Annotated in this window: 24 protein-coding genes and 2 pseudogenes; 15 read left to right on the top strand and 11 right to left on the bottom strand. The window is 70.5% G+C overall.

What is annotated here, in order from left to right; translation table 11 throughout:
- Positions 1–32 precede the first annotated feature (32 nt).
- Positions 33–455, bottom strand: a complete 423-nt coding sequence (locus tag ACWC09_RS07240) for a PaaI family thioesterase (protein WP_450849378.1) — start codon at positions 453–455, stop codon at positions 33–35.
- 78 nt (positions 456–533) lie between these two features.
- On the opposite strand from ACWC09_RS07240, the gene ACWC09_RS07235 reads away from it, so the two are divergent.
- Positions 534–962, top strand: coding sequence for a MarR family winged helix-turn-helix transcriptional regulator (locus ACWC09_RS07235; RefSeq protein ID WP_450849376.1), 429 nt, complete (start codon positions 534–536; stop codon positions 960–962).
- Between the two features lies 1 nt (position 963).
- Here ACWC09_RS07235 and ACWC09_RS07230 read toward each other — a convergent pair whose 3' ends face one another.
- The gene (locus ACWC09_RS07230) at positions 964–2,529 is read right to left on the bottom strand and encodes an alpha/beta hydrolase (protein ID WP_450849374.1); all 1,566 of its coding nucleotides are present in this window, start codon (positions 2,527–2,529) and stop codon (positions 964–966) included.
- Between the two features lie 298 nt (positions 2,530–2,827).
- Between ACWC09_RS07230 and ACWC09_RS07225 the strand changes: the two genes are divergently transcribed.
- A complete protein-coding gene (locus tag ACWC09_RS07225) occupies positions 2,828–3,475 on the top strand; it encodes a chaplin (RefSeq protein ID WP_450849372.1) in 648 nt (215 codons plus the stop codon).
- Positions 3,476–3,651: 176 nt separating this feature from the next.
- Here the strand turns inward: ACWC09_RS07225 and ACWC09_RS07220 are convergent, their stop codons facing one another.
- The 3 genes and pseudogenes from ACWC09_RS07220 to ACWC09_RS07210 all read right to left on the bottom strand — a co-directional run.
- Complete coding sequence (locus ACWC09_RS07220; protein WP_450849370.1) at positions 3,652–4,380, bottom strand: class I SAM-dependent methyltransferase; 729 nt, start codon at positions 4,378–4,380, stop codon at positions 3,652–3,654.
- A gap of 6 nt (positions 4,381–4,386) precedes the next feature.
- Entirely contained in the window at positions 4,387–4,980 is a 594-nt protein-coding gene (locus ACWC09_RS07215; RefSeq protein ID WP_450849368.1) for a hypothetical protein, read from the bottom strand.
- A gap of 112 nt (positions 4,981–5,092) precedes the next feature.
- Positions 5,093–5,365, bottom strand: a pseudogene (locus tag ACWC09_RS07210) (nucleoside deaminase); the annotation flags it as partial.
- A 203-nt stretch (positions 5,366–5,568) separates the two neighbouring features.
- On the opposite strand from ACWC09_RS07210, the gene ACWC09_RS07205 reads away from it, so the two are divergent.
- Both ACWC09_RS07205 and ACWC09_RS07200 read left to right on the top strand, forming a co-directional pair.
- Complete coding sequence (locus ACWC09_RS07205; protein WP_450849366.1) at positions 5,569–6,345, top strand: GNAT family N-acetyltransferase; 777 nt, start codon at positions 5,569–5,571, stop codon at positions 6,343–6,345.
- Positions 6,346–6,402: 57 nt separating this feature from the next.
- On the top strand, positions 6,403–7,323 hold the full coding sequence (locus tag ACWC09_RS07200; RefSeq protein ID WP_450849364.1) for an NAD-dependent epimerase/dehydratase family protein: 921 nt from the start codon (positions 6,403–6,405) through the stop codon (positions 7,321–7,323).
- 272 nt (positions 7,324–7,595) lie between these two features.
- Here the strand turns inward: ACWC09_RS07200 and ACWC09_RS07195 are convergent, their stop codons facing one another.
- Complete coding sequence (locus ACWC09_RS07195) at positions 7,596–7,859, bottom strand: GlsB/YeaQ/YmgE family stress response membrane protein (RefSeq protein WP_450849362.1); 264 nt, start codon at positions 7,857–7,859, stop codon at positions 7,596–7,598.
- Between the two features lie 250 nt (positions 7,860–8,109).
- On the opposite strand from ACWC09_RS07195, the gene ACWC09_RS07190 reads away from it, so the two are divergent.
- Entirely contained in the window at positions 8,110–9,558 is a 1,449-nt protein-coding gene (locus tag ACWC09_RS07190) for a hydrolase (protein ID WP_450849360.1), read from the top strand.
- Between the two features lie 36 nt (positions 9,559–9,594).
- Here the strand turns inward: ACWC09_RS07190 and ACWC09_RS07185 are convergent, their stop codons facing one another.
- On the bottom strand, positions 9,595–12,297 hold the full coding sequence (locus tag ACWC09_RS07185) for a glycoside hydrolase family 2 protein (RefSeq protein ID WP_450849356.1): 2,703 nt from the start codon (positions 12,295–12,297) through the stop codon (positions 9,595–9,597).
- A gap of 103 nt (positions 12,298–12,400) precedes the next feature.
- Complete coding sequence (locus tag ACWC09_RS07180) at positions 12,401–13,585, bottom strand: ROK family protein (protein WP_450849571.1); 1,185 nt, start codon at positions 13,583–13,585, stop codon at positions 12,401–12,403.
- A gap of 143 nt (positions 13,586–13,728) precedes the next feature.
- Here ACWC09_RS07180 and ACWC09_RS07175 point away from each other — a divergent pair, with 143 nt between their 5' ends.
- The 3 genes and pseudogenes from ACWC09_RS07175 (at position 13,729) to ACWC09_RS07165 (ending at position 16,706) form a co-directional block, all read left to right on the top strand.
- Complete coding sequence (locus tag ACWC09_RS07175; RefSeq protein ID WP_450849354.1) at positions 13,729–15,183, top strand: APC family permease; 1,455 nt, start codon at positions 13,729–13,731, stop codon at positions 15,181–15,183.
- A gap of 137 nt (positions 15,184–15,320) precedes the next feature.
- Positions 15,321–15,827: pseudogene (locus tag ACWC09_RS07170) on the top strand (GNAT family N-acetyltransferase); the annotation flags it as partial.
- A gap of 111 nt (positions 15,828–15,938) precedes the next feature.
- On the top strand, positions 15,939–16,706 hold the full coding sequence (locus ACWC09_RS07165) for an ArsR/SmtB family transcription factor (protein WP_450849569.1): 768 nt from the start codon (positions 15,939–15,941) through the stop codon (positions 16,704–16,706).
- A gap of 63 nt (positions 16,707–16,769) precedes the next feature.
- Here ACWC09_RS07165 and ACWC09_RS07160 read toward each other — a convergent pair whose 3' ends face one another.
- Complete coding sequence (locus tag ACWC09_RS07160) at positions 16,770–17,210, bottom strand: SPW repeat protein (protein ID WP_450849352.1); 441 nt, start codon at positions 17,208–17,210, stop codon at positions 16,770–16,772.
- A 130-nt stretch (positions 17,211–17,340) separates the two neighbouring features.
- Positions 17,341–18,714: a cryptochrome/photolyase family protein gene (locus tag ACWC09_RS07155; protein ID WP_450849350.1), complete on the bottom strand. Its 1,374-nt coding sequence runs from the start codon at positions 18,712–18,714 to the stop codon at positions 17,341–17,343.
- Positions 18,715–18,862: 148 nt separating this feature from the next.
- Between ACWC09_RS07155 and ACWC09_RS07150 the strand changes: the two genes are divergently transcribed.
- The gene (locus tag ACWC09_RS07150) at positions 18,863–19,030 is read left to right on the top strand and encodes a hypothetical protein (protein WP_450849348.1); all 168 of its coding nucleotides are present in this window, start codon (positions 18,863–18,865) and stop codon (positions 19,028–19,030) included.
- Positions 19,031–19,041: 11 nt separating this feature from the next.
- Here ACWC09_RS07150 and ACWC09_RS07145 read toward each other — a convergent pair whose 3' ends face one another.
- Complete coding sequence (locus ACWC09_RS07145; protein ID WP_450849346.1) at positions 19,042–19,956, bottom strand: LysR family transcriptional regulator; 915 nt, start codon at positions 19,954–19,956, stop codon at positions 19,042–19,044.
- A gap of 138 nt (positions 19,957–20,094) precedes the next feature.
- Here ACWC09_RS07145 and ACWC09_RS07140 point away from each other — a divergent pair, with 138 nt between their 5' ends.
- The 6 genes from ACWC09_RS07140 to ACWC09_RS07115 all read left to right on the top strand — a co-directional run bounded on the left by ACWC09_RS07140 (position 20,095) and on the right by ACWC09_RS07115 (position 25,698).
- On the top strand, positions 20,095–20,178 hold the full coding sequence (locus ACWC09_RS07140; protein ID WP_356352894.1) for a putative leader peptide: 84 nt from the start codon (positions 20,095–20,097) through the stop codon (positions 20,176–20,178).
- 131 nt (positions 20,179–20,309) lie between these two features.
- Complete coding sequence (gene sfnG, locus ACWC09_RS07135) at positions 20,310–21,431, top strand: dimethylsulfone monooxygenase SfnG (protein ID WP_450849344.1); 1,122 nt, start codon at positions 20,310–20,312, stop codon at positions 21,429–21,431.
- Between the two features lie 30 nt (positions 21,432–21,461).
- Positions 21,462–22,679: an acyl-CoA dehydrogenase family protein gene (locus ACWC09_RS07130; RefSeq protein ID WP_450849342.1), complete on the top strand. Its 1,218-nt coding sequence runs from the start codon at positions 21,462–21,464 to the stop codon at positions 22,677–22,679.
- A gap of 76 nt (positions 22,680–22,755) precedes the next feature.
- A complete protein-coding gene (gene ssuE / locus ACWC09_RS07125; RefSeq protein ID WP_450849341.1) occupies positions 22,756–23,310 on the top strand; it encodes an NADPH-dependent FMN reductase in 555 nt (184 codons plus the stop codon).
- 5 nt (positions 23,311–23,315) lie between these two features.
- Positions 23,316–24,500, top strand: a complete 1,185-nt coding sequence (locus ACWC09_RS07120) for an SfnB family sulfur acquisition oxidoreductase (protein ID WP_450849339.1) — start codon at positions 23,316–23,318, stop codon at positions 24,498–24,500.
- A gap of 52 nt (positions 24,501–24,552) precedes the next feature.
- A complete protein-coding gene (locus ACWC09_RS07115) occupies positions 24,553–25,698 on the top strand; it encodes an LLM class flavin-dependent oxidoreductase (protein ID WP_450849337.1) in 1,146 nt (381 codons plus the stop codon).
- Positions 25,699–25,745: the final 47 nt, after the last annotated feature.

Here is a 25,745-nt window from a genome sequence, read left to right as displayed (position 1 = left end):
CCGATCGTGCGGGTCGCGGTGGAGTTCCGAAGTCAGCGGGCCGAGCCCGCCGACTCGGTCACCGCGACATTGCCCTGTGCCACGGCGCAGAGGGTCCGCATCCCACTGCCGTCGACCGTCGTGACGTCGCAGCGGACCACGACACGGGTCCGCCCCGCCCGCACCACCTGGGCGTCCGCGCGCAGCACCGCGCCCGTGGCCGGACGGAGGTAGTCGATGGTGAACCCGGACGTGATCACCCCGAGCCCCACGACCGTGGCGGCGGCGAGGGTCAGCGTGTTGTCCGCCAGGTAGGACAGGACACCGCCGTGGACGAAGCCGTACTGCTGGAGCAGGTCCTCACGGATGTCCAGCTCCAGCGTGGCCCCGCCGTCCCCGCAGTCCACCAGCCGGGTGCCCAGCAGCCTGCTGAAGGGCTGCTCGCCCAGGGCCTTGCGGACCAGCTCCAGATCCATCGTCCCGTCCACCCTCCGTCTCACTTCACCAGTGAAGTGAGAGTGGCGTGGGCCGATGGCCTCTGTCAAGATCGGCCCATGTCCGAGCCGGATCAGCGTCTCTACTTCCTGCTGCAGCGGGCGGCCCATCGTCTGCGCACCTCGGTGGACCGGCGCTGCCTCGCCGCCGCCGGCGTCACCACCGCGCAGATCGGCGCGCTGTTCGCCGTACAGGCGCAGCCCGGCCTGACGCAGCAGGAGCTGGCCCGTGTCCTCGGTCTGCGCGAGTCCGCCGTCACGGCGCTCGTGGGGCGCCTCGCCAAGGCGGGGCTGCTCTCGAAGCAGGCGCATCCGAGGCAACACCGTGCAGTGGTCCTGGAGTTGACCCATGCCGGAGCAGCAGCCCTGGATGCCGCGCAGCCGGAGATCGACCGGTTCAACGCCGAGCTGCGCGCGCTGCTGGGCGACGACGGGTTCCTACGGACGGCCGGGGCCCTGCACCGTCTCGCGTACGACTGGGAGGCGTGACTCAGTCGTCCTCCTCCGGTCCGCACGAGCTGCCGTTCGGCGGCAGGGAGCCGTAGAGCAGGAAGTCGTCGACCTTTCCGTGCACGCACTTCGAGGAGCCGTAACCGGTGTGCCCCTCGCCCCTGTTGTCGAGGACCACGGCGGAGGAACCGAGCCGTTTCGCCGTCTCCACGGTCCAGCGGTACGGCGTCGCGGGGTCGCCACGGGTGCCCACGAGGAGCATCTTCGCGCTGTGCACATCGCGCACCTTGTCGCGGATGAAGTCGGTGCCCTTGGGGCGGCCGTAGCACATCAGCAGCTCGGTGAGCCGGTAGCGGCCGAAGACCGGTGAGGCCTCCTGGTACTCGGCGCGCAGCTCGTTGAGGTCCTTGGTGATCCGGTCGGCGCCGGGGCGATCGGGATCGTCCGCGCAGTTGATCGCCATCAGTGCCGCCGGAAGATTGTCGAGCGGTACCTGGTCCTCGTCGACGAGACCGCCGCCGGTCCCCGCCCGGCCGGCCCCGCCGGTGGCGAAGTTCATGACCCCCCGTGTGTCCCCGTCCTCGACGAGTTGGGAGAGCGCGCGCTCCAGCGACGGCCAGAGGCTCTTGCTGTACAGCGCCTGGCCGATGGCGCCCACGAGGTCCTGCCCGGTGAAGTCCTGGCCGAAGTCGGTCGGTACCGGGTTCTGGTCGAGCGAGTCGACGAGTTGTACGACCTGATCCCGGGCGGCGCGCTCGTCCTGGCCGAAGGGGCAGGCGACGTCCTTGACGCACCAGGTGATGAAGTCGTCGAGCGCCGTCTGCTGGCCCTCGGCGCCCGCGACTCCCTGTTCGGACATCGGCTCGGTGAGCGTGTCCACCCCGTCGAGCACCAACCGGCCCACCTTCTTGGGGAATTGGGCGGCATAGACCGCGCCGAGCCGGGTTCCGTAGGAGAAACCGAGGTAGGTGAGCTTCTTGTCGCCGAGGGCCTGGCGTATCACGTCCATGTCGCGCGCGGCGTTCACCGTGCCGATGTGGGGGAGCACCGGGCCCGAGTGCTTCGCGCACTGGTCGGCCGCCTTCTTCAACTCCCTGAGCAGAGACTGCGGTTCACCGAGGTCGGTCTCGTCGAGTGCGGCCGCGGTCTCGTCGGAGCCGTCGCCGCAGCTGACGGGGGAGGACCTGCCCACGCCGCGCGGGTCGAAGCTCACCACGTCGTACTCGTTCGTGAGGTCCATGAAGTCCTCGCCGTCGGCGGCGAGTTCGCTGACGCCCGCGCCGCCCGGTCCGCCGAAGTTCAGCACCACCGAACCCCGCTTCTTCTTCGCCGTGGAGGTGTAACGGGCGAGCGCGAGGTCGAGGGTGCCGGCCTTGGGCCTGGCGTAGTCGAGAGGCACGGTGACCTTGCCGCACTGAAGATCCCTGGGCATGTCCGCGCCCTTGCACCGCGACCACGCGACCTCCTGCCGGTAGAACCGCGAGAGGTCGGGTCCGGTGCCGTCCGCGGCCGCCGTGGGAAGCCCCGCGGCGAGCAGGGCCAGACCTACGGCCCCGGTGAGTGCGCAGCGCCGCACCACGGACCGCGTTGACAGCTCGGCAAGCATCAATGCCTCCAAGGACGCCCGCCGCGGACCGGGGAGGAACGGCGTCCTCGATCACGATAAGCGGACGGTTCGGCCCCCGCCTCCGGGCGAGCGGGGCGGGCCGACGTGCCCTACCCTGTGCGCCCGCCGGGCATACTCGACGTTTTTACCGCTAGTTCGACAACCGTGCCGCTCGATGGAGTGAAAGGCCGATAAGCCATAACTCGGATGGTTCGCCCGCGTTTTACGTGGTGCGGGCGCGTGCCCGCGCTCCGGTGCGGGCAGCGGCCCGCGACCATCTCTGGAAGGCAGGGAACCTATGCGAAGGGTTACCCGGAACGGTGTGATCGCCGTCGCCGCCGCCTCGGGCGCGATGGCGCTGGCAGCGCCCGCCCACGCGGACTCCACGGCCGACGGCGGCTCGGCCGGCTCGCCCGGCCTGATCTCCGGCAACACCGTCCAGCTCCCGGTCCATGTGCCGGTCGACGTGTGCGGGAACACCGTGAACGTGGTCGGACTCCTCAACCCGGCCGCGGGCAACAGCTGCGCCGACGAGGGCGGCCACGGGGTGCCGGGCGGCGTACCCGCGGGGCCCGGCGACGCGGACCGCGGCAGTGCGGCCCACGGCAGCGGAAAGGATTCGCCGGGCATCCTCTCCGGCAACGTCATCCAGCTCCCGGTCCACCTGCCGGTGAACGTCAGCGGCAACACGGTGAGCGTGGTCGGCGCGGGGAACGCCGCCACCGGCAACACGTCCGTCAATGCCTCCGGCGACCACCCTCACCACCCCGTCGCCCCGGCCCCGCAGCGGACCAGTCCGCCCGAGCCGCCCCCCGGACCGCGGGCCGCGGCCTCCCTCGCCCACACCGGCGCCGACGAGACGCTCCCCGCGGCGGTCGCGAGCGCCGGGCTGATCCTGGCCGGCACCGCGCTCCACCGCCGCTTTCGCGGACGGGCGACGCGCTGAGCGGACGCGCCTCGTACGACGGAAGGCCCCGCCGGAGGGAGCCCGGCGGGGCCTCCGCCACCGTGAACCGCGTGCCCGAACCGTGAACCACGTGCCCGACCACCGCACCACCGAGCCCTGTGGTCGGGTGCCCCACTCCACGGCCGTACGCCCGAGACCGCCACGCCGCAGCTCGCCTAGCGCGCCACCGCCGTCAGCAGCACCGTCCCCGAGTCCCCGTAGTCGGGCGACGTCGGGTCGGCATCGATGCGGGTGACCGTCAACTCCCGGGTCAGTGGGGCGAACACCCGTGTGACCGTCCCCGGGTCCACCGGACAGCCGGGCCAGCGGGACGCCGGGCCGATGCGGTAGGTGGGCATGTTCTCCATGAAGGCGGCCACCAGCCACCCGCCCGGGACCACGCAGCGCACAAAGGTGCGGCAGAAGTCGGCGAACTCCGCCAGGTCCTCGGTGGCGCCCTCGGCCACGAAGTGCATCGACGCCAAGTCGTAGCCGCCGGGGGTGAGTTCGCGGACATCGGCGTGGACGACGTGGACGTGTGCCAGCGCCCGGGCCAGGGTGGCGGGCAGGTCGGGGTTCAAACGCCGGCACAGCGCGTGGAACGGCAGCCAGCTGGCCTCCTGCCCGCACACGATCTGCCGCTCCAGATAGGCGACGTTGCCGGCACCCGCCTCGACGGCCTCGATACGGCGGCTCGCGGCGGCCGCGAGGATCAGCGGGTACAGGTTGGGGCCCGCCCCGAACTCGACCGAGCGGGCCAGGGAGTCCGGGGCGAGGCGCCGGTAGAAGGCGGAGTGATGGGCGATGACCGCGGCGTCGGACGGGTGCACGTCGCGGTAGTTCTCCGCGAGGTAGTCCACGACCGGCCAGCTGTCCCAGTCCACGTCGTCGTTGTGTGTCGTCATGCCGTCTCAGCCCTTCGGCTTCAGCGGGAAGCGTGCGGCCGGCCGGGTCAGCGTGCCGTTCGGCCGGTCGATGTCGGTGTCGGAGTTCAGCGCCGTGGGGACAGGCGGCCGGCGTGACATGGATGCCCTCTCCCACAGGAACGCGGCGACCGCGTCCAGGCCGTCGAGGTGGTCCAGCACGCGCACCGTCCAGTGGTGGTTGTCGGCGCGGAGCGCGTCACCGCGCCGGTCGTCGACATCCAGGCCCGCGAGTGCCGTCGCCGGGGACGCCGTAGGGGAGGGGCCGGAGTAGAGGTGGGGCCCCGCGGCCGGCTGCATCAGGTTCACCCACACCGGCAGCGCAAGACCCGCGGCGGACAGCGGACAGGTGGCGAGACGGCCGGCGTCCGCGATGAACGTGAACAGCCCGGCGGTCGGCAGCCAGCAGGGCCGGCGATGGGCGGGCCGACGCACATGCGCGCCGATGAGCACGGCGGCGATACCGGCGAGCCCGATCACCGCCCACGCCGGAGCGCGCACGGCGGGCATCGTCATGCGGACGATCGTGGCGACCGCGACCAGCGCGACATGAGCGGTCATCAGCCGATGTGCGCGCAGCAAGAGCAAGCGCCTCCTCCCGTTGGAGGAGACCGGGCCGGCCACCTGGTCTGCTTGTCCGTAGATCGTAGGCACTACGGCCGGACCGCTGCATCTCGGGCGCGACGGGCCGGCCTCACCCCTCCCCGCGGTGGAAGCGGACGTGCAGAGCGCGCACCTCCTCCACCAGCTCCGGCACCGGCCCGTCCACCACCACACCCGGTGCCACCTCGCCCACCGGCAGTGTCCCCACCGGCGGCGCGGGAACCCCCAACTCGGCCAGCGAGGAGGACAGTTGCTCCGACGAGGCCACATACACGATCCGCCCGAGGCCCGCCCAGGCGTGCGCGGCCGCACACATCGGGCAGTGCTCACCGGACGTGTAGACCGTCGCCGCGGCCCTCTCCTGCCCACAGGAGATCCTGCTCCCCGCCGGCCTGCTCACCGACGAGACCGCCGCACTCCTGCAGGCCCACATCGACCGCATCCAGGCCCGCATCGACTGCCTGGCCCGCAACCGCGACCGGCTCACCGCGTATCTCGCGGCCGTCCGGCCGCACGACGGCTCGTAAACCTGTTGCCGCAGTCGCCTCCTGGTGCTGGAGTGATCACATGGATCATGCTGGGGTGCTCGCCCTCTTCGACCGGGACATGCGCGAAGGCGCCCAGCCGGGCAGCCCCGACGTGCGTGTCGAAAGGGTCGGCCGTGTGGTGCGCCAGGTGGCCTCCGCCCAGGGCTGGAACGCCGTGGTCTGGTCCGACCTGGACGAGACGAGCGCGGACGCGGCGATCGCCGAGCAGATCGCCTACTACTCCGGGCTCGGCCGCGAGTTCGAGTGGAAGCTCTACGGGCACGACCTGCCGGTGGACCTGGGGGAGCGGCTGCGGGCAGCGGGGTTCGAGGCCGAGCCCGAGGAGACGCTGATGATCGCCGAGGTCGCCGGCCTCGACCTCGACGCCGAGCCGCCCGAGGGCATCCGCGTACTGCCGGTCACCGACGCGGCGGGCGTCGACCTCGTGGTCGACGTGCACGAGAAGGCGTTCGGAAAGGACGGCACCCGGATGCGCCACCAGTTGCTGGCCCAGATCACGGGCGAGCCGGACACGATCGTCGCCGTCGTCGCCCTGGCCGGCGACGAGCCGGTGAGCTCCGCCCGTATGGAGCTGGTGCCCGGCACCCGGTTCGCGGGGCTGTGGGGCGGTGGCACCGTCGAGGCCTGGCGCGGGCGCGGCATCTACCGCGCCCTGGTCGCCCATCGCGGCCGCGCCGCCCTCGACCGCGGCTACCGCTACCTCCAGGTCGACGCCTCCAGCCAGAGCCGCCCGATCCTCGAACGGCTCGGCTTCGAGCCGCTGACCACGACGATTCCGCACACGTACACCCCGTAGCGCGGGTCGCTTCCGCGGGGATGTCACATCCGCGGCGACCCGATCCGTCGCATGGTCATGACGACGAACCAGAGCAACCAGAGCATCCTCCTCGCGGGCGCCAGCGGCGTCCTCGGAGGTCACATCATCCGCGCGCTCACCGAGTCCGGCCACAAGGTCACCGGGCTCGGCCGCGGACCGGCCAACGGCGTACGGGCCGACCTCATGGACCGGGACGCCCTGCTGCGCGCCGTCGACGGACAGCACTTCGACACCGTCATCCACGCCGCCACCGCCCTGCACAAGGCGCCCATGCGCCACCGCGACATGCACGCCACGGACGCGCTGCGCATCGACGGCACCAAGCACCTCGTCGAGGCCGCCCGGGCCACCGGCGCCCGCCGCTTCGTCAGCGAGTCGATGGTCTTCGGCTACGGCTACGGGGACTTCGGCACCCACACCCTCACCGAGGACGACCCCTTCGGTCCGCGCGGCACCGACCCGGAACTGGAGCGGCACGTCGAGGGCATGCGCATCAAGGAGCAACTCACCTTCGAGGCGGCCGGGTTGGAGGGCATCGCCCTGAGGTTCGGCCTGTTCTACGGCCCCGGCGGCACCGACGCCGTCCTGCCCATGCTGCGCAAGCGGCAGCTGCCCGCCCCCGACGACCGCGGCAGGGTCCTGCCGTGGATCGACCTCACCGACGCGGCGCGCGCGGTGGCCGCCGCGGTCGAACGCGGCCGCCCCGGACAGGCGTACAACATCACCGACCGCACCCCACTCGGCTTCCGCGCCCATGTCCTGTGCGTGGCCGAGGAGTTCGGCCTGCCGAAGCCGCTGACCGTGCCGCTCTGGCTGACCAGGCCGATGTCCTACGCGCACACGATGTTCACGACGAACATGCGCGTGTCCTCGGCCAAGGCGGAACGGGAGCTGGGCTGGACCCCCGAGTTCCCTTCCTGCCGCGAAGGCATCGCCGCGCTGACGGCGCGACGTTGAAGTCCCAACTGGGGCCGTTCGGACCGGAGTCGAGGGCCGAACGGCCCCGCCTCACGATCCGCCCCCACTGGCAGCCTCAGCAGTGGAAACACCACCTGGGGGACAGCCTCCCGCAGCGCCCGACTCTCCCGCTGACGGCGCTCGGTCGAGGCAGCGGGCCCGCCGACTGCCGAGGGGAGCCGCGTCGGCGGGCCTGGCTACCAGGCCCGGGCGAGGCGCCCACGAGCCACGCCCAGGCCGACGCGGTCAGTACACCGGCGCTCCGGCCGCCGTCAGCGGCGTGCCCGTGTCCGGTCCAGCGCGGCGACGCCGAGTGCGGCGAGGCCGATCTGGATGAGCCACTCGATCCAGTCGATGCCCTTGGTGTCGGCGACGCCGAAGGCATTGGCGATCGCCGCGCCGAGCAGCGCGGCCACGATGCCGACGAGAATCGTCAGCAGAATCCCGATGTGCTGGCGGCCCGGAACGACCAGCCGGCCCAGCACACCGATGATGATCCCGATGAGGATGGCACTGATGATGCCTGAGATCTCCATCTCCGCCCCTCTTTGTCAAGGCCCCCGCAGTATGCGGATGCCCTCTGCGGGGAGGGACAGTCCGTTCCGCTTCGGTCAAGAGGGTCCGGTGACAGCTGTTCAGCTCCTGTTCTGCCATGTACCGTTCAACCGTTCGGTAGCACGGCTAGCGTGCGACCGGATGTCTACGCGCGCAGATGCCCTTTGTCTACGCGTGTAGGGCCGCATCCCGCACGGCTTTCGTCCCCAACCCCTCACGGAGGTACGCCGGATGCTCACTCGTTCCAGACCCCGCCACAGACTCGCTACGGCCCTCGCCGCCCTCGGTCTGCTCGCCACGGGCGCCGCTCTCCAGACCACGGTCGGTGCCACCCACGCCCACGCGGCCACCACCCACCGCATCCTGTTCGACGACGGCCACGCCGAAGAGGCAGGCAACGCCGACTGGATCATCTCCACCAGCAAGCCCGACCCGCTGGCCCAGGACTCGTCCCCGTCCGCCGAGACCGACTGGACGGGCGCGCTGTCCTCGTGGGGCGTCGACCTGCAGAAGACCGGCAGCTACAGCCTCAAGACCGCCACCAGCGCCCTCACTTACGGCGGTTCGTCCACGACCGACCTGTCGAACTTCGACACCCTGGTCCTGCCGGAGCCCAACACCCTGTTCACCACCGCCGAGAAGACGGCGATCATGAACTTCGTCAACAACGGCGGCGGTCTGTTCATGATCTCCGACCACACGGGCGCCGACCGCAACAACGACGGCGAGGACGCGGTCGAGATCCTCAACGACCTGATGACCAACAACAGCGTCGACTCGACCGACCCGTTCGGGTTCTCGATCGACTCGCTGAGCATCAGCTCCGACTACCCGTCGGCCATCAGCGACAGCAGCGACCCGGTCCTGCACGGCTCCTTCGGTACCGTCACCAAGAGCCTGATCGCGAGCGGCACCACCGCCACCCTCAAGCCCTCGGACAACTCGAACGTCAAGGGCCTGCTCTACCGCACGGGTTACTCCGGCAACACCGGCGCCTTCTTCCTGACCAGCACCTTCGGCAGCGGCCGCGTTGCCTTCTGGGGCGACAGCTCGCCCATCGACGACGGTACCGGCCAGTCCGGCAACACCCTCTACGACGGCTGGAACGACTCCGGCGCCACCAACGCCGCCCTCGCCCTCAACGCCACCGAGTGGCTGGCCGGCGCGAGCGGCAGCAGCGGTGGGGGTGGCGGCGGCTCCGGCACCTGCACCGCCGCCCAGCTGCTCGGCAACAACGGCTTCGAGTCGGGCAACACCACCTGGAGCGCCACCAGCGGCGTCATCACCAACTCCAGCAGCGAGTCGGCCCGTACGGGCTCGTACTACGCCTGGCTGGACGGCTACGGCTCCGCCACCACCGACACGCTCTCCCAGTCGGTGACCATCCCGTCCGACTGCACCACCGCCGCGCTCAGCTTCTATCTGCACATCGACACGGCGGAGACCAGCACCAGCACGGCGTACGACACGCTCAAGGTCCAGGTCCTCAACAGCTCCGGGACCGTCCTGGGCACCCTGGCGACCTACTCCAACCTGAACGCCGCCAGCGGCTACACCCAGCGCAGCTTCAGCCTGGCGAGCTACGCGGGGCAGACGGTCACCCTCAAGTTCACCGGTACCGAGGGCTCCACCCTGCAGACGTCCTTCGTCATCGACGACACGGCGCTCAACGTCAGCTGACGTCCGTGGGGCCCGGCCGCACCGGGCCCCACGGGGTCACCCCGCCGGAACCGTCAGCTCCCGGGTGTTCCAGCCGGAGACCCTGATGTGCGGCGCGTCGCCGTGCAGATCCGAGGTCCGGCAGGTGGCGGTCAGCGTCACCGACTCACCCGGCCACAGGCTCACTTCGTCGTCCGACCACTGAACCGGCAGCACCGGCTGTCCCTTGGCGTCCACGAGGTGTACGTCGGTCAGCAGCGACGGCGTCTTCCCGCTTCCCGTGTTGCGCAGGGTCACCGTGGTGGTGGACGTGCTGCCCGCGGACACCGTCGACGCCGTTGCCGACACGGGGACCTGGGCCATCGAGGAGAGTCCCTTCAGGTCGGCGTAGCTGGTCGTCGGTGTGTAATACCAGTCGGTGTTGGCCCAGTCGAGGGTGTCCGGCTTGGTGGAGAGCCAGTAGACGTTCCGGCTGACCTCCTTGCCGGAGGCGTCGGTCAGCGTCAGACGGGCCAGATACGTCGTCGACAGCCCGCTCACCGACGCGGGCAGCGTGAGCGCGGTGGTGTGCGCACCGTCGCCGTCCACCTTGAGGCCCGTGACGGTCTTGTCGTACTTCTGGGTGCCGTCGGGATTGAACAGGGTCGCCCGGGCCGTCAGTCCCGAGGCCGCCGTAGGCCGGCTGTCGAGGACGTCCACCGAGCGGTCGTCGTAGGAGTACTGGATGTGCAGCGGTTCATTGGCTTTCTTCGCCCCGAAGTAGGCGCCGCCCTGGTCGAGGTAACGGTCCATCAGCTGCCAGTGCAGCGAGGTCCAGCCGCTGTTGAACATCCAGTAGACGACGCCGGTCGACGGCTTCGAGGAGTCGGTGGCGCCCCGCCCGTACGCCTCGAACTGGGCGCGGACGTTCTCGTACTGGGCGAGCTGGGCCTTCCTGACGTAGTCGGTCAGGCTCGTCGGGGCGCCGTAGCGGCCGGTGAGGGCGTTGTCGTAGAGCTTGAGCGTGCCGAAGGTCGACGACGGGGAGCGGTGGTACTGCTTGGCGTTCGGGTTCTGCCAGAGCGTGTCCAGCTCGGCCGGCGTCATCATGCGGCGCAGGGTGTCGAGCGTGGGGATGTCGGGTCCCGCGCTGGTCTCGGAGTTGAAGCCGGTGGCGCCGCCCTCGCGCTTGGCGTACCAGTAGTCCGGCGGGATCCAGTCGTACGGGCCGGTCATCTTCATGCCCGAACTGCCCAGCTGCGGCGAGGAGTTGTCGGAGGCGGCGGCGACCACCGGGTTCGGCCAGTCGGCCGACTTCAGGGCGTCGAGGTAGTTCTTCTCGATCGTCGCGTCCGGCGCGAAGTCGCTGCCGATCAGGAAGGAGATCACGCTCGGGTGGTCGCGCAGCCGGGCGGCCTCGGCGGCCATCGACGCCTTGGCGACCGGATAGTCGGCGGCGGTCCACTTCTCGCCGGACTCGTCGCCGTTGACCTGGCCCTCCCACTTGTCGCAGCACTCCCAGCCGGGCAGCGTGAGGACGCCGTAGCGGTCGGCCAGGTCGAAGAACTCGTCCGGTTCCAGATGGCCTTCCAGGCGGATGGTGTTCAGGCCGAGGTCGAGGGCGTACTTCAGACGGTCCTCGACATAGGTGCGGTCCCAGCGCAGGAACTCGTCCGGCGACCAACCACCGCCCTTGATCAGCAACTTGCGGCCGTTGACGCGGTACTGCCGGGCGCCGTCGGAGTTCAGCGGCGCCTGGACGTCGCGGATGCCGAAGGTCTCGTGCGCGGTGTCCGAGGGGGTGCCGGAGACGGAGGCGGTGAGGTTCAGGTCGTACAGGGGCTGGCCGCCCATGCCCGCCGGCCACCACACCCTGGGCGACGTGAGGTGCAGGCCCGGCGTGTCGGACGGGGTGAAGGTGACGGTCTTGGTCTCGTGCGCGGCCAGGGTGACGGTCTTCTGGAACGCCGTCGCGCCGATGCCGCCGGAGACGGCCGTCGTCACCGGTGTGTCGGAGTCGTTGCGCGCCTGCGCCCTGACCGTCAGGTCGGCGGACGTGAGCGACGGCACGTCCAGCTTGGTCATCACGTGAGCGTCGCGCAGGGCGACCGGTCCGCCGCGGCGTACCAGGACGTCCCGCACGATGCCCATGTTCTCGTCGGGCGGTGGCTGGAGCCAGTCGATCCAGCCCATGGTGAGGTTCTTGTTCGGGTCGTTGGGCTGGATGCGGAAGGCGACCGTGTTCGTGCCGGAGCGCACGAGCGAGGTCACGTCCAGTTCGTGGTCGGTGTACGCGCCGGTGATGTCCTTGGTGGTGGCGATCTGCTTGCCGTTGACGTAGACGTCGGCCGCCGAGATCACGCCGCTGAAGTCGAGGTAGGTGCGCTCGGCGGTGTCGGCGACCGTGAAGTCGGAGCGGTACCACCAGGGGACCTGGAAGTCGGCCTTCGGGATCTTCTTCTGGTTGGTCGAGTAGAAGGGGTCCGCGTACACGCCGTCGGCGAGCAGGGCGGCCAGAACGGTGGAGCGCGGGCCGGCCGGGTACCAGCCGGTCGCCGGGTATCCGGGGGAGGAGATGTCGGACGCGGTGTCGGACACCTTGGCCGTCGACTGGATGGTGTAGCCGGACAGGGCGATCGCGCTGCCCGGCGCGGAGGAGACACGGGTCGGTCGGCCGGGTGGGCCGGCCCGATGGTGGTGGGGCCCGGCCCAGGCGCTGGTCGTCAGGGAACCCAACAGACCCAGGACTACGGCGGCCGTGGCGAGACGGTGTCTGTTCACGGAGTCTCCAGCCCCTTCGTAAAGTTAGGAAACTTTACTAACTTCGGTCACGCTAGGACGCCGAGCAGGCCGTGTCAATCACCGCGCCGCGGGCGGGACTTGTTCAGGAAGCTGCCGATCGGCGCTCGAACACCACGTCCCGCGCGGTGCCGAGAGCCGTGGCGACCGCGCCCAGCAGGACCGCGTCCTCGCCCAGTCGGCTGGGCGCGACCTTCGGCCGCAGCGGCGTCAGTGCCCGCAGGTTGTCGCGCACCGGCTTCAGCAGCAGGTCCACGCTGTGGCCGACCCCGCCGCCGAGGACCACCAGATCCGGGTCGAGCACGGCCGCGGCTGCGGCCACCGTGTGCGCGATCCGCTCGCCCTCCAGCTGAACCGCCTTGACCGCGGCGTCGTTTCCCTGCCGGGCCGCGTCGAACACGGCCTTCGCGGTGAGCTGCCCGCTCATGCCGAACCGGCGCGCCGCCTCCACCACGGCCACCCCCGACACCGCGTCCTCCAGCCGCTTCGGCTTCTGCTGTCCCGGCCACGGCAGGAACCCGATCTCGCCCGCCAGACCGTGCGCCCCGGTGAACAGCCGCCCGTCGCTCACCACACCCATACCGAGACCGGTGCCGATCAGGATGTACGCGAACAGCCGGCTCCCCGCCCCGACCCCGTACGTGTACTCGCCGAGCGCGGCCAGATTGGCGTCGTTGTGCACCTCCAGGGGGACGCCCAGCTCCGCCCGCATCCGGTCGAAGAGCCCGGCGCGCCCCCAGCCCGGCAGATGCATCGCGTACCGGACCCGGCGCTGCTGCTCGTCGTACACGCCGGGCGTGCCCACCACCGCGTGCACCACCTCGTCCGGCGCCACCCCCGAACCGGCCACCACCTGCCGGGCCGTCGCCACCACCAGGTCGGCCATCGCGCCCGAGCTGCGGGCCCGGTTGCGTACATCGGACCGGGCGACGACGGAGCCGTCCAGGTCGGCCACCGCGACCCGCAGCCAGCCGCGGCCGACGTCGATGCCCAGGGCGTAACCGGCCGCCGGGTCCGGTGCGTACAGGACCGCCGTACGGCCGCGCTCGGGGGCGAGGGTGCCGACCTCATGGACGAGGCCGGCCGACGCCAGCGCGGCGAGGGCGCTGGAGACCGTCGGCTTGGACAGGCCGGTGTCGCGGGCCAGTTGGGCGCGCGAGGCGGGGCCGGTGGAGCGCAGCCGGTCCAGGAGCAGCCGCTCGTTGGTGGAGCGCAGCCGCTGCCGGTTCCAGGGCTGTTCCTGTTGTGTTACGACGTCACCGGCGGCCATCGCACCATTCTCGCCCACGCGGAATCCCCTCTTGACGCATCAAGTAAGGCTCCTTAACTTTATCGGCCAGTCAGCCACCGGATACCGGCCCGCACGCGCCGTACCTCATCCCTCTCGCATCGCACCCACCGTCAGGAGCCCCCATGTCCGGTAGCCCGCCACCCAGTGGTGGCTTCGTCCGCCGTGTCGGCCTGTTCCAGGCCACGGCCATCAACATGAGCCAGATGTGCGGCATCGGCCCGTTCGTCACGATCCCGCTGATGGTCGCCGCCTTCGGCGGACCGCAGGCCGTGATCGGCTTCGTCGCGGGGGCGATCCTCGCGCTCGCCGACGGGCTGGTGTGGGCCGAGCTCGGCGCCGCGATGCCCGGCTCCGGCGGCAGTTACGTCTATCTGCGCCAGGCCTTCCAGTACCGCACCGGCCGGCTGATGCCGTTCCTGTTCGTCTGGACGGCGATGCTCTTCATCCCGCTGATCATGTCGACCGGTGTGGTCGGCTTCGTCCAGTACCTCGGCTACCTCGCCCCCGACCTGGGGCAGACCTCCGGCGACCTGATCGGCCTGGGGGTCATCGCGCTGGTGATCGTCCTGCTGTGGCGGGGCATCGAGCACATCGCCCGGATCACGACCGTGATGTGGGCGGTCATGATCGCCTCGGTGTTCCTGGTCATCCTGGCCGCCGCGACCGACTTCAGCGGCCACCTCGCCTTCACCTACCCGGCGCACGCCTTCGACCTGGGCAGCAGCGGCTTCTGGCTGGGCTTCGCGGGCGGCCTGACCATCGGCATCTACGACTACCTCGGCTACAACACCACGGCCTACATGGGCGCGGAGATCAAGGATCCGGGCCGCAACCTGCCCCGCTCGATCGTCTACTCGATCCTCGGCATCATGGCGATCTACCTGCTGCTGCAGATCGGCACCCTCGGCGTCATCGACTGGCACCGCATGATCGACCCTAAGGACATCGCCTCCACCTCGGTGGCCTCGGCGGTGCTGGAGAAGACATGGGGCAAGGGCGCCGCCGACACCGTCACCGTCCTGATCCTGATCACGGCCTTCGCCTCGGTCTTCACCGGCCTGCTCGGCGGCTCGCGCGTCCCGTACGACGCGGCCCGTGAACGGGTCTTCTTCCGCCCCTACGCCAAGCTGCACCCCAAGCACCGCTTCCCGATGCTGGGCCTGGCGACCATGGGGGTGATCACCGCGATCGGCTTCCTGATCGGCCGGCACACCGATCTGGCGACCCTGATCCAGCTCCTCACCACGGTGATGGTGATCGTCCAGGCGCTGGCCCAGATCCTGGCGCTGAGCGTCCTGCGCAAACGCCAGCCGACGCTGAACCGCCCGTACCGGATGTGGCTCTACCCGGTGCCGAGCATCGTCGCCTTCGTCGGCTGGTGCGTGATCTACGGCTACGCGGACAAGAACTCCCCGGGCCGTCACCCCATCGAGTGGTCGCTGGCCTGGCTCGCCCTCGGCTGTGTCGCGTACGTGCTGTGGGCCCGCTTCGAGAAGGTGTGGCCATTCGGCCCGAAGGAGATCACGGAGGAGTACCTGACACCCGAACCGGCGAACCCGGAGCCGGCCGGCGCCTGAGGGAAAAGGGTTCGCCCCGACTGCCGTACCTGCGCTGGGTTCTCGTCATCCATGAAGCCTCTCCGGCCGGACGGATGTCCGCCCGGAGAGGCTTTTCTCATGCCCGAGACCGATCGACGCACCGCAGGAGAGCCCCCGTGCCCGACATGTCCGTCCGCCTCGCGACCGCCGAAGACCGCCCGACCGTGGAGCGGCTGTGGCTGATGTTCCGTCACGACCTGTCGGGGTTCCTGGGCGTACTGCCCCATCCCGACGGGACGTTCCGCAGCGACCGGGTCGCCGAGGCCTTCACGGAGGCGGACCGCGAGCCGTACCTGTTCGTCCGTGACGGACGTCCCCTCGGCTTCGCGTTCGTCCGCGGCCTCACCGGTCCGACACGCGTACTGAACAGCTTCTTCGTGGTACGCGGCGCGCGGCGCGAGGGCATCGGCGTCCGGGCGGTTCGCGAGGTCGTCGAGCGTCACCCCGGCCCGTGGGAGGTCGCCTTCCAGTACGACAACGAGCCCGCGGTCCGCTTCTGGCGCCACGCCGCCGCCGAACTCGCCCCGGACGCCTGGTCGGAGGAGACGCGACCGGTACCGAACCGGCCCGACCTCCCGCCGGACGCCTGGATCTCGTTCCGTGTCACCCCTGCGCCGAGGCCGGCTCGCCGGGCTGACCGAGCCGTCCGGGGACGGCCGCCCGGTGGTGGCGGGATTGACATGCAGGTAATTACCTGCATAACGTTGAGTGTGCGAGCAGAGAGCGAATCCGGGATGGACAAGGTCTTCAAGGCGCTGGCCGACGAGACGCGCAGACGGCTGCTCGACCGGCTGCACGAGCACAACGGGCAGACGCTGGGCGAGCTGTGCGCGCGCATCGAGATGACGCGCCAGTCGGTGACCCAGCATCTGGCCGTCCTGGAGGCCGCCAACCTGGTCGCCACGGTGCGGCGGGGGCGGGAGAAGCTGCACTACCTCAATCCGGTACCGCTCCACGAGATTCAGGAGCGGTGGATCGACAAGTTCGAGCGCCCGCGCCTGAGCGCGCTGAGCGCCGTGAGACGACGAGCCGAGGAAGCCATGACCGACAAGCCCACCTTCGTGTACGTCACCTACATCAGCAGCACCCCCGAGAAGGTCTGGGACGCCCTCACGGACGCGGACCTGACCGCCGCCTACTGGGGCCACAGCAATGTCTCGGACTGGCGGCAGGGCTCACGCTGGGAGCACGTCCGCACGGACGGCTCCGGCATCGCCGACGTCGTCGGCACCGTGGTGGAGAGCGAGCGCCCGACCCGCCTGGTCACCACCTGGGTCGATCCGGCGAAGGAAGGGCAGGAGGACACATACTCCAAGGTCACCTTCGAGATCACCCCGCACGAGGACATCGTCCGTCTCACCGTCACCCACGAGGACCTCTGGGACGAGGGCGCCCTGCACGACGTCTCGGGCGGCTGGCCGGCGGTGCTGTCCAACCTCAAGTCGCTCCTGGAGACCGGCAGCCCGCTGCCGCAGTCACCCTGGCTGGTCCCCGGGCGATGACGGCGAACGGCCGGTCCACGCGCGCGTGGACCGGCCGGGGTGTGTTCCTTTCGCAGGGAGTTCCTACGGCGTCGGGGCGCTCCTCGCTGCCGTACCGGCGCACATCGCGCCCAGGATCACGGCCAGGGCGCCGATGATGATGTTGTTCAGCGCGACTCCGGCGTCGGGGCTGCTGCCCACGACCCAGGGCGCGATGATCATCCAGACGCCTATCGCGCAGAAGGCCCAGCTGAGGCCGTACATGCGCTCGGGAGCCCGGGTGAACCCGAGAGCCAGCAGACCGATCGCGATACCGACGATCAGGTTGTGCGTCACCAGCGGGGGCTGGCTTGTCGTGTAGTGGAGTATCCACGGGGATGCGGCGCAGTACAGACCGAGCAGGAACACCGGTCCGTCCACGAGCGCCACATCGCGACCGCCGAGCATACGGGCGTAGCGTGCCCGCATCTCGGAAACATCAGGGTGGCTCGTTATGTCACCTCTGGTGGGCGAGACGTTCGCCATGACTCGTCTCCTTCGACTCGCAGGCCCGACCGCGTCCGTGCGGTGTGCGGTAAGCGCCGCGTGGGTACATTCTGCGCTTATTTCGCCTTTATGTGTAGAGGTCAGAGGGGTCGATGGGCGAGCGGGCAGCTCAGTAGCGCCCTCGGGCGCGTTGGAAGCGGGCGAGGCCGTCGGAGAGGTCGACGATCGGGTCCGGGTAGTCGCCGAGGGCGGCCCGGTCGAGCCCCGCGAGCTTCCAGGGCTCGTGCACCGCGGGCCCCTCGATCCCGCCGAGTTCGGGCACCCAGCGCCGTACGTACATGCCGTCGGGGTCGTACCGCTTCGCCTGTGTCACGGGGTTGAGCACCCGGTTGGGGCGCGTGTCGGTGCCGGTGCCCGCCGTCCACTGCCAGTTGAGCTGGTTGTCGGCGACGTCGCCGTCGACCAGGAGGTCGAGGAAGTGCCGGGCGCCGACGCGCCAGTCGACGTAGAGGGTCTTGGTCAGGAAGCTCGCGGTCAGCAGCCGCCCCCGGTTGTGCATCCAGCCCTCGTGGCGCAGTTGGCGCATCGCCGCGTCGATCAGCGGATAGCCGGTACGGCCGTCCCGCCATGCCTCGATGTCCTTACGTGCCTCGTTGTCGGTGCGCCAACTGTCGTGTCTCGTACGGTAGTCGGCGGTGGCGGCCGCCGGCCGGGCGGCCAGGACCTGCCGGTGGAAGTCCCGCCAGGCGAGCTGCCGTACGAACGCCTCGGCGCCCGGCCCGCCCACCTTGCGCGCCCGGTGGACGAGTTCGACGGGGGAGAGCGTGCCGAAGTGCAGGTGCGGGGAGAGCCGGGAGGTGGCGTCGCCCGCCAGGTCGTCGTGGCGGTCCTCGTACGAGGTGATGCCGCCGCGCAGCCAGGAGGCCAGGCGTCTGCGGCCCTCCGCCTCCCCGCCGGCCACCAGACCCGGCGACAGGCCGGTGAGGCCGGTGCGGGAGGGCAGGTCCTCGCAACCGACGCCCTCCGGAACTCTCACGGTGCGTGGCGCTGCCAGCGGGGTGCGCAGCCGCTGCCCGCACCAGTGCCGGAAGTACGGCGTGAAGACCGCGAAGTGGTCCGAGGAGGCTGGCGTCACCGCACCCGGTGCGACGGCCGTCGTCACCGTGTCGTGGACGTGCAGGCGGCGCCCCTCGGCCTCCAGCGCGCGCCGCAGCCGGCGCTCGCGCGACTGCGCGTACGCGCTCACGTCGGCCGCCATGTGCACCTCGTCGGCGCCGGTCTCCGCGGCCACCTCGCACACCTGGTCGACGACGTCGCCGGAGCGGACCACGAGCCGGCCGCCGCGTTCGCGCAGGCCCGCGTCGAGGTCACGCAGACAGTCGGCGAGGAAGGCCAGCCGGTTGGGCACGGCGAAACCCGCGTCCGTCACGCCCTGGTCGCGAACGAACAGGGGGACCACCTCATGGGACCCGCTAGCGGCCCGCAGTGCTGGATGGTCGTGCAGGCGCAGGTCGGATGTGAACAGGGCCACGGAGACGTTCATGAGCCGATCCTGGGCCCTTCGCACGGCGCGGGCGCTGCTCGACACTCGGTCGCGACCAGGTCCGGCCGGGCACACATGTCCGCGGCGATCGCGGGCAGGTGAACAGGACAGGTCGTTGTGGGAACCGGAACCGGAGGTGTCTGCCGCGATGGGTGCGAAGGTGTTGGAGCGGTTTCCTGCGGGAGCTCCGCGCGGATCGTGGCCGGCGGAGGAGTACGCGGCCAAGCGCCGCGCCGAAGGACAGCCCGCGACAGTGATCATGGACCTGAAGTCGGACGCCTTTCTCGTGGTGGTCCCGGCGGGCGACGACGACTGACCGGGCCGGCCTCACGGCAGCGTGCCGCCCAGCTCGCGCGCCCTGCGCAGGAACACCTCGTAGAGGTCCTGCGCCGCCCGCGGCACCGACTCGGCCCTGCGCCGCCGGAGCATCAGCAGCACCCGGGTCGACTCGGCGTCCGCGATCGGCCGGCAGGTGATCGTGCCCTGCCGCTCCAACGGGTCCCCGATGACGCTGAAGTCCGGGAGTACCGTTGCCCCGAGCCCCTCGGCGACCATCAGCTTGCCCATCTCGGCGCCGTCCGTGGAGTACGAGAACGCGGCGTCGCGGCCACGCAGCAGGCGGTGGACGTAGCGGTGCATGACGTATCCGGTGCGCATCGCGATGACGGGCTGGGACAGCAGGTCGTCCACCGTCACGGCGGTCAGCGCGGCGAGCGGGCTGTCGGGGCGTACGCACACCACCGGCCGTCCGCGCAGCAGTTCCGTGGACTCGAAGCCGGCCGGCAGGTCGTCGCCGTCCAGATGGTTGACCAGACCGAGGTCGAAACCGCCCTCCGACAGGGCCCGGTGAATCTCCGTCTGCTGCGCGGCGACCACCTCGACCTGGGTGAGCGGGTGCGCGGTGCGGAAGTCGCGGACCACCGGAATGAGCAGCGGGACGGTCGCCGCGTTCACCGTGCCGACGCGCACCATACGGCTGATGCGGTGCTTCTCTCCCGCCGCCGAGCGCAGCCGGTCCACCGCGTCCAGCACATTGATGATGTGCGGCAGCAGCTCCCGGCCCTCCGCGCTCATCGTCGCCCCGGACCGCTTGCGCTCCAGGAGGTCGACGCCCAGCTCCCGCTCCAGATTGCGCACGGTCTCGCTCAACGCGGGCTGGGACAGGCGCAGTTCCTCCGCGGCCCGGCGCAGCGAGCCGAGCCGGGTCACGGCCGCGATGTATTCCAGTTGTTCTGTCCGCACGATCAGCAGAATGCGTCGGATTTTCCACGGGGTTCAAGGGTTTCCCTGTCACACGTTCGTGAAATTCAATGGTCCGCGATACGAGACCGGTCGGGTCTTCCTTGACGCTTCTCCCTGACGGCTGCCACGATCGAGGGCATGAAGATGCGACTGGACCTCACGCGGCGACGCCATGTCGACCTCGCGCGCGTCTCCAGCGCCTCCTGTTGCCCCGCGGCCTGATCAACTCTCCGCGATCCGCCGCGTTTTCCCTTTTCTCAGCCTGAATTCCCCGCTTCCGCACACCACTTGAACGCGGCCGCGCACCCTGTGAATTCGGCGTGCCCAAAAAGATTCCGCAACAGGAGTTCCGCATGTCCGCAGCGCCCCTGAAATTCGCCTACTGGGTTCCCAACGTCAGCGGGGGACTCGTCACCAGCAAGATCGAGCAGCGCACCGACTGGGGATACGAGTACAACCGCGACCTCGCCGTCCTCGCCGAGAACAACGGCTTCGACTACGCCCTCAGCCAGGTCCGCTACATGGCCAGCTACGGCGCCGAGTACCAGCACGAGTCCACCAGCTTCAGCCTCGCCCTCCTCCTGGCCACCCAGCGCCTGAAGGTCATCGCCGCCGTCCACCCGGGCCTGTGGCACCCCGGCGTCCTCGCCAAGCTCGGCGCCACCGCCGACCATCTCTCGAACGGCCGCTTCGCGGTGAACGTCGTGTCCGGTTGGTTCAAGGGCGAGTTCACCGCCCTCGGCGAGCCCTGGCTGGAGCACGACGAGCGCTACCGCCGCTCCGAGGAGTTCATCCGCGCCCTGCGCCAGATCTGGACCGAGGACCACACCGAACTCGCCGGTGACTTCTACCGGTTGCGCGACTTCTCCCTCAAGCCCAAGCCCCTGAACACCCCCGAGCGCCCCCACCCGGAGATCTTCCAGGGCGGCAACTCCACCGCCGCGCGCGCCATGGCCGGGCGGGTCTCCGACTGGTACTTCTCCAACGGCAAGGACTTCGACGGAGTCATCGAGCAGATCGACGACGTCCGCAAGTCCGCCGCGGAAGTCGGCCGTACGGCACCCAAGTTCGGCCTCAACGGCTTCCTCATCGCCCGTGACACCGAAGCCGAGGCCCGCGAGACGCTCCGTGAGATCGTCGCCAAGGCCGACACCGAGGCCGTCGAGGGCTTCGGGGCCGCGGTGAAGCAGGCCGGGCAGTCGACGGGTGACAAAAAGGGCATGTGGCAGGACTCCTCGTTCGAGGACCTGGTCCAGTACAACGACGGCTTCCGTACGGGGCTCATCGGCACCCCGGAACAGATCGCGGAGCGCATCGTCGCCTACAAGAAGCTCGGCGTCGACCTCCTGCTCCTCGGCTTCCTCCACTACCACGAGGAGGTCGAGTACTTCGGCAAGCGTGTGCTCCCGCTCGTCCGTGAACTGGAGGCCCGACTCCCGGACACAGAGCCCGAGTCCGTCCCCGTCCACGCCTGAGCGCCCGCACCACGAAGGAGGCCGTACGACATGAGCACCGCCACGCCCACCGACTGGACCACCCGCCCCGCCCCGCAGACCGCGCAGGACTGGATCGCCCGTGCCGCCGAGGTCGCCGCGGTCCTCGCCACCGACGCCGCCGAGCGCGACCGCGCCGGCGCCACCCCGTACGCCGAGGTCCGGCTCCTCAAGGACGCCGGCCTGGTCACCCTGCTCGGTCCCACGGAGCACGGCGGCGCAGGCCAGGACTGGCCCACCGCCTACCAAGTCGTCCGCGAGGTCGCCAAGGCCGACGGCTCGATCGGCCAGCTCCTCGGCTACCACTACCTGTGGTTCTGGGCCGCCCGTCTGGTCGGCACCCGCGAGCAGTGGGAGCAGGTGGAGGCCGAGGCCGGCCGCAACCGGTGGTTCTTCGGCGGGGCCGTCAACCCCCGCGACAAGGACGTGGTCGTCACCGAGGACGGCGACGACCTGGTCTTCACCGGCCGCAAGTCCTTCTCCACCGGCAGCAAGGTCTCCGACGTCACCGTCCTCGAAGGCGTCCTGGAGGGCACTGACCAGCACGTCTTCGCGATCGTGCCCTCCGACAGCGAGGGCCTGACCTTCCACGACGACTGGGACAACATCGGCCAGCGCCTCACCGAGAGCGGCGGTGTCACCCTCGACGGGGTGCGCACCCCGTGGTCGTCGGCGGCCGGCTACGTCGACAAGGTCTTCCAGCCGCGCGTCTACAACACCCTCAACGTCCCCACCATCCAACTGGTCTTCGTCAACTTCTACCTGGGCATCGCGGGCGGAGCCCTGGAGACCGCGGCCACCTACACCCGCACCAGGGCACGGTCCTGGCTGCACGGCGGTCACGAGCGCGCGGTCGACGAGCCGTATGTCATCGACATCTACGGCGACCTCACCGCCAAGCTCTGGGCGGCCGAGGCCCTCGCCGACGCCGTCGCCGAAGAGGGCCAGAAGCTGCACGACGACCCGGACGCGGTCACCCCGGAGGCCCGCGGCGCCTTCGAGGTCCGGGTCGCGGCGGTCAAGGCCCGCGCCACCGACGTCGCCCTGGAGATCGCGGGCAAGATCTTCGAGGTCACCGGCGCCCGCTCCACCGCCACCGGCGAGGGACTCGACCGGTTCTGGCGCAACGTCCGCACCCACACCCTGCACGACCCCGTCGCCTACAAGCGGCGCGAGGTCGGCCGTTGGGTCCTCGAGGGCGAACTGCCCGAACCCACCTGGTACTCCTGACCGCTTCCCCGGGGGCGCCCGCCGCGCGCGGGCGCCCCGCCTCCTCGACAGAGGACGCATCCCCGAAAGAGGACCCATGGCCACCGTCCTGTCCGTCTCCGGCAGCCCCTCCGCCTCCTCCCGCACCAACCGCCTGCTGCGCCACCTGGACCAGCGGCTGATCGCACAGGGGCATCAGGTGATCCCGCTCGACGTGCGCACCCTTCCGGCTGAGGCCCTGCTCGGCGCGGACTTCAAACACCCCGCGATCGTCGCGGCCACCGAGCTGTTCGCGCAGGTCGACGGAGTCGTGGTCGGCACGCCCGTCTACAAGGCCTCGTACTCCGGTGTCCTCAAGGCGTTGCTCGACCTGCTCCCGCAGTACGCCCTGACCGGGAAGACCGTGCTCCCGCTGGCCACCGGCGGCTCCACCGCGCATGTGCTGGCCATCGACTACGCCCTGCGCCCGGTCCTCAGCTCCATGGGCGCGGCCCATGTCGTGCAGGGCTGGTTCACGCTCGACAAGGACATCACCGTGCATGAGGACGGCTCGCTGACGGTCGCGCCGGGCGCCACCGAGGCGCTCGGCCAGGTGGTCGACCGGTTCTCGACGGCCCTGGGCCGCACCCCGCTCCTGGCGGCGGCGAGCTGAGCGCCATGGCCGCCCACATCATCGCCGACGACGCCGAGGCCCTGGCCGTCGCGGCAGCGCTGGCCGAGGAGTTCCGGGCCGGTGCCGCCACGCGGGACGCCGAACGCAGGCTTCCCCGCGAGGAGTTGGACCGGCTCTCCGCCTCCGGACTGCTCGCCGTCACCGTCCCCGCCGAGCACGGCGGCGCGGACGTCACCGCGACGACCCTCGCGGAGATCTTCCGGCTGCTCGCCTCGGCCGACGGCAGCCTCGCCCAGATCCCGCAGAGCCACTTCGCCTACGTGAATGTGATCAGCCGTCAGGGAACCGAGGAGCAGCGGAAGTTCTTCTTCGCGGAGCTGCTGGCGGGGCGCCGCTTGGGGAACGCCCAGTCCGAGGCGGGCACCAAGCACGTCCAGGACATCCGCACCCGGCTGGAGCCGCAGGCCGACGGCTCGTACCTGCTCACCGGCGTCAAGCACTACTCCACCGGCGCGCTGTTCGCCGACTGGATCCCCGTGGCGGCCCGCGCCGAGGAGGACAACCTCCATGTCGCCTACGTCCCCCGTGACGCCGCCGGCCTGACGGTGGTCGACGACTGGGACGGCATGGGGCAGCGTACGACCGCCAGTGGCACCGTCCGCCTGGAGGGCGTCGAGGTGCCCGCCGACCGGGTGTTTCCGCACCACCTCACCTTCCAGGGGCCTCAACTTCACGGCGCCGTCGCGCAGTTGCTGCACGCGGCGATCGATGCCGGGATAGCCGGGGGAGCGCTCGAAGAAGCGGTTCGGTTCGTGCGGACGAAGAGCCGGCCGTGGTTCGAGAGCGGGGCCGAGACCGCCGCGGAGGACCCGCTGCTGATCCAGCGGTTCGGTGAACTCGCCCTCCAGGTACGGGCGTCGGAGGCGCTGCTCCGCGACGCGGCTCGCGCCGTCGACGTGGCCCGCGCCGATCTCACCGACGACACGGCGGCCGAGGCGTCCATCGCGGTCGCCGCGGCGAAGGTGCGGGCCGCGCAGGCCGCTGTCGAGGTGGCGGGTGCGCTCTTCGAGGTGTCCGGCACCCGCTCCGCCCTCAACTCCCTCAATCTGCACCGGCATTGGCGAGACGCGCGCACCCACACCCTGCACGACCCGACCCGCTGGAAGATCCAGCACATCGGCCGGTATGTGCTGAATGGCACCCGGCCACCCCGTCACGGCCTGCTCTGAAGGAGAACGCCGATGACGTGTTCCCCCACACCTGCCTGATCGGAGACCTCCCGTGTCCCTCACCTTCCACTGGTTCCTCCCCACCAACGGCGACAGCCGCCATGTGGTCGGCGGCGGCCATGGCACGCCCGCCACGGCCTCCGGACGGGACCGGCCGCCGACGGTCGCCTATCTGAGCCAGATCGCCAAGGCCGCCGAGGACCTCGGCTTCGTCGGCGCGCTCACCCCGACCGGTGCCTGGTGCGAGGACGCGTGGCTGACCACCGCCATGGTCAGCCAGAACACCGAGCGCCTGAAGTTCCTGGTCGCCTTCCGGCCCGGCTTCGTCTCGCCGACGCTCGCCGCACAGATGGCGTCCACCTTCCAGCGGCAGAGCGGCGGACGGTTGCTGCTCAATGTCGTCACCGGTGGCGAGAGCCATGAGCAGCGGGCCTACGGCGACTTCCTGGACAAGGACGCCAGGTACCGGCGCACCGGTGAATTCCTGGAGATCGTACGAGGGCTGTGGGAGGGCAAGACCGTCGATCTGCGGGGCGAGTACCTGCAGGTCGAGGACGCGAAGCTGGCGCGGGTGCCGGACCCGGTTCCCGAGGTGTACTTCGGTGGGTCGTCGCCGGTCGCCGGTGAGGTCGCCGCCAGATACGTGGACTCGTACCTGACGTGGGGCGAGCCGCCGGCTCAGGTCGCCGAGAAGATCGCCTGGATCCGGGGGCTCGCGGCCAAGGAGGGGCGCAGCCCGCGGTTCGGGATTCGGTTGCATGTCATCACCCGGGACACCTCCGAGCAGGCCTGGGCCGAGGCCAACCGGCTGCTGGACGGGTTCGATCCGGAGACCGTGAAGTCCGTGCAGGCCGGGCTCGCGCGGAGTGAGTCGGCCGGGCAGCAGCGGATGCTGGCGCTGCACGGGGGCGGCAACCGTGACGGCTTGGAGATCCATCCCAACCTCTGGGCCGGCATCGGGCTGGTGCGGGGTGGTGCGGGTACCGCGCTCGTCGGCAGCCACGCGGAGGTCGCCGAGCGGATCAAGGAGTATCACGCCCTCGGGATCGACGAGTTCGTGCTCTCCGGGTACCCGCACCTGGAGGAGGCGTACTGGTTCGGGGAGGGGGTGCTGCCGCGGCTGGCCGCGGAGGGGGTGTGGCAGCATCCGGTCGGTGAGCGGGTCGCGCCCTCTGCGCAGGTTCCGTTCGCGAGTTGAGTTCGCCTACGGGGGTGCCGCGGTCTGTCGTGTGGCGGGTGCGGCGC

The organism is Streptomyces sp. NPDC001617 (assembly GCF_053596855.1).
This window is presented reverse-complemented; position numbering and strand designations above follow the sequence as displayed.

Coding starts and splice junctions, on each gene's coding strand:
- ACWC09_RS07240 (WP_450849378.1), bottom strand. CDS start 455: ATGGATCTGGAGCTGGTCCGCAAGGCCCTGGGCGAGCAGCCCTTCAGC.
- ACWC09_RS07235 (WP_450849376.1), top strand. CDS start 534: ATGTCCGAGCCGGATCAGCGTCTCTACTTCCTGCTGCAGCGGGCGGCC.
- ACWC09_RS07230 (WP_450849374.1), bottom strand. CDS start 2,529: ATGCTTGCCGAGCTGTCAACGCGGTCCGTGGTGCGGCGCTGCGCACTC.
- ACWC09_RS07225 (WP_450849372.1), top strand. CDS start 2,828: ATGCGAAGGGTTACCCGGAACGGTGTGATCGCCGTCGCCGCCGCCTCG.
- ACWC09_RS07220 (WP_450849370.1), bottom strand. CDS start 4,380: ATGACGACACACAACGACGACGTGGACTGGGACAGCTGGCCGGTCGTG.
- ACWC09_RS07205 (WP_450849366.1), top strand. CDS start 5,569: ATGGATCATGCTGGGGTGCTCGCCCTCTTCGACCGGGACATGCGCGAA.
- ACWC09_RS07200 (WP_450849364.1), top strand. CDS start 6,403: ATGACGACGAACCAGAGCAACCAGAGCATCCTCCTCGCGGGCGCCAGC.
- ACWC09_RS07195 (WP_450849362.1), bottom strand. CDS start 7,859: ATGGAGATCTCAGGCATCATCAGTGCCATCCTCATCGGGATCATCATC.
- ACWC09_RS07190 (WP_450849360.1), top strand. CDS start 8,110: ATGCTCACTCGTTCCAGACCCCGCCACAGACTCGCTACGGCCCTCGCC.
- ACWC09_RS07180 (WP_450849571.1), bottom strand. CDS start 13,585: ATGGCCGCCGGTGACGTCGTAACACAACAGGAACAGCCCTGGAACCGG.
- ACWC09_RS07175 (WP_450849354.1), top strand. CDS start 13,729: ATGTCCGGTAGCCCGCCACCCAGTGGTGGCTTCGTCCGCCGTGTCGGC.
- ACWC09_RS07165 (WP_450849569.1), top strand. CDS start 15,939: ATGGACAAGGTCTTCAAGGCGCTGGCCGACGAGACGCGCAGACGGCTG.
- ACWC09_RS07160 (WP_450849352.1), bottom strand. CDS start 17,210: ATGGCGAACGTCTCGCCCACCAGAGGTGACATAACGAGCCACCCTGAT.
- ACWC09_RS07155 (WP_450849350.1), bottom strand. CDS start 18,714: ATGAACGTCTCCGTGGCCCTGTTCACATCCGACCTGCGCCTGCACGAC.
- ACWC09_RS07150 (WP_450849348.1), top strand. CDS start 18,863: ATGGGTGCGAAGGTGTTGGAGCGGTTTCCTGCGGGAGCTCCGCGCGGA.
- ACWC09_RS07140 (WP_356352894.1), top strand. CDS start 20,095: ATGAAGATGCGACTGGACCTCACGCGGCGACGCCATGTCGACCTCGCG.
- sfnG (WP_450849344.1), top strand. CDS start 20,310: ATGTCCGCAGCGCCCCTGAAATTCGCCTACTGGGTTCCCAACGTCAGC.
- ACWC09_RS07130 (WP_450849342.1), top strand. CDS start 21,462: ATGAGCACCGCCACGCCCACCGACTGGACCACCCGCCCCGCCCCGCAG.
- ssuE (WP_450849341.1), top strand. CDS start 22,756: ATGGCCACCGTCCTGTCCGTCTCCGGCAGCCCCTCCGCCTCCTCCCGC.
- ACWC09_RS07120 (WP_450849339.1), top strand. CDS start 23,316: ATGGCCGCCCACATCATCGCCGACGACGCCGAGGCCCTGGCCGTCGCG.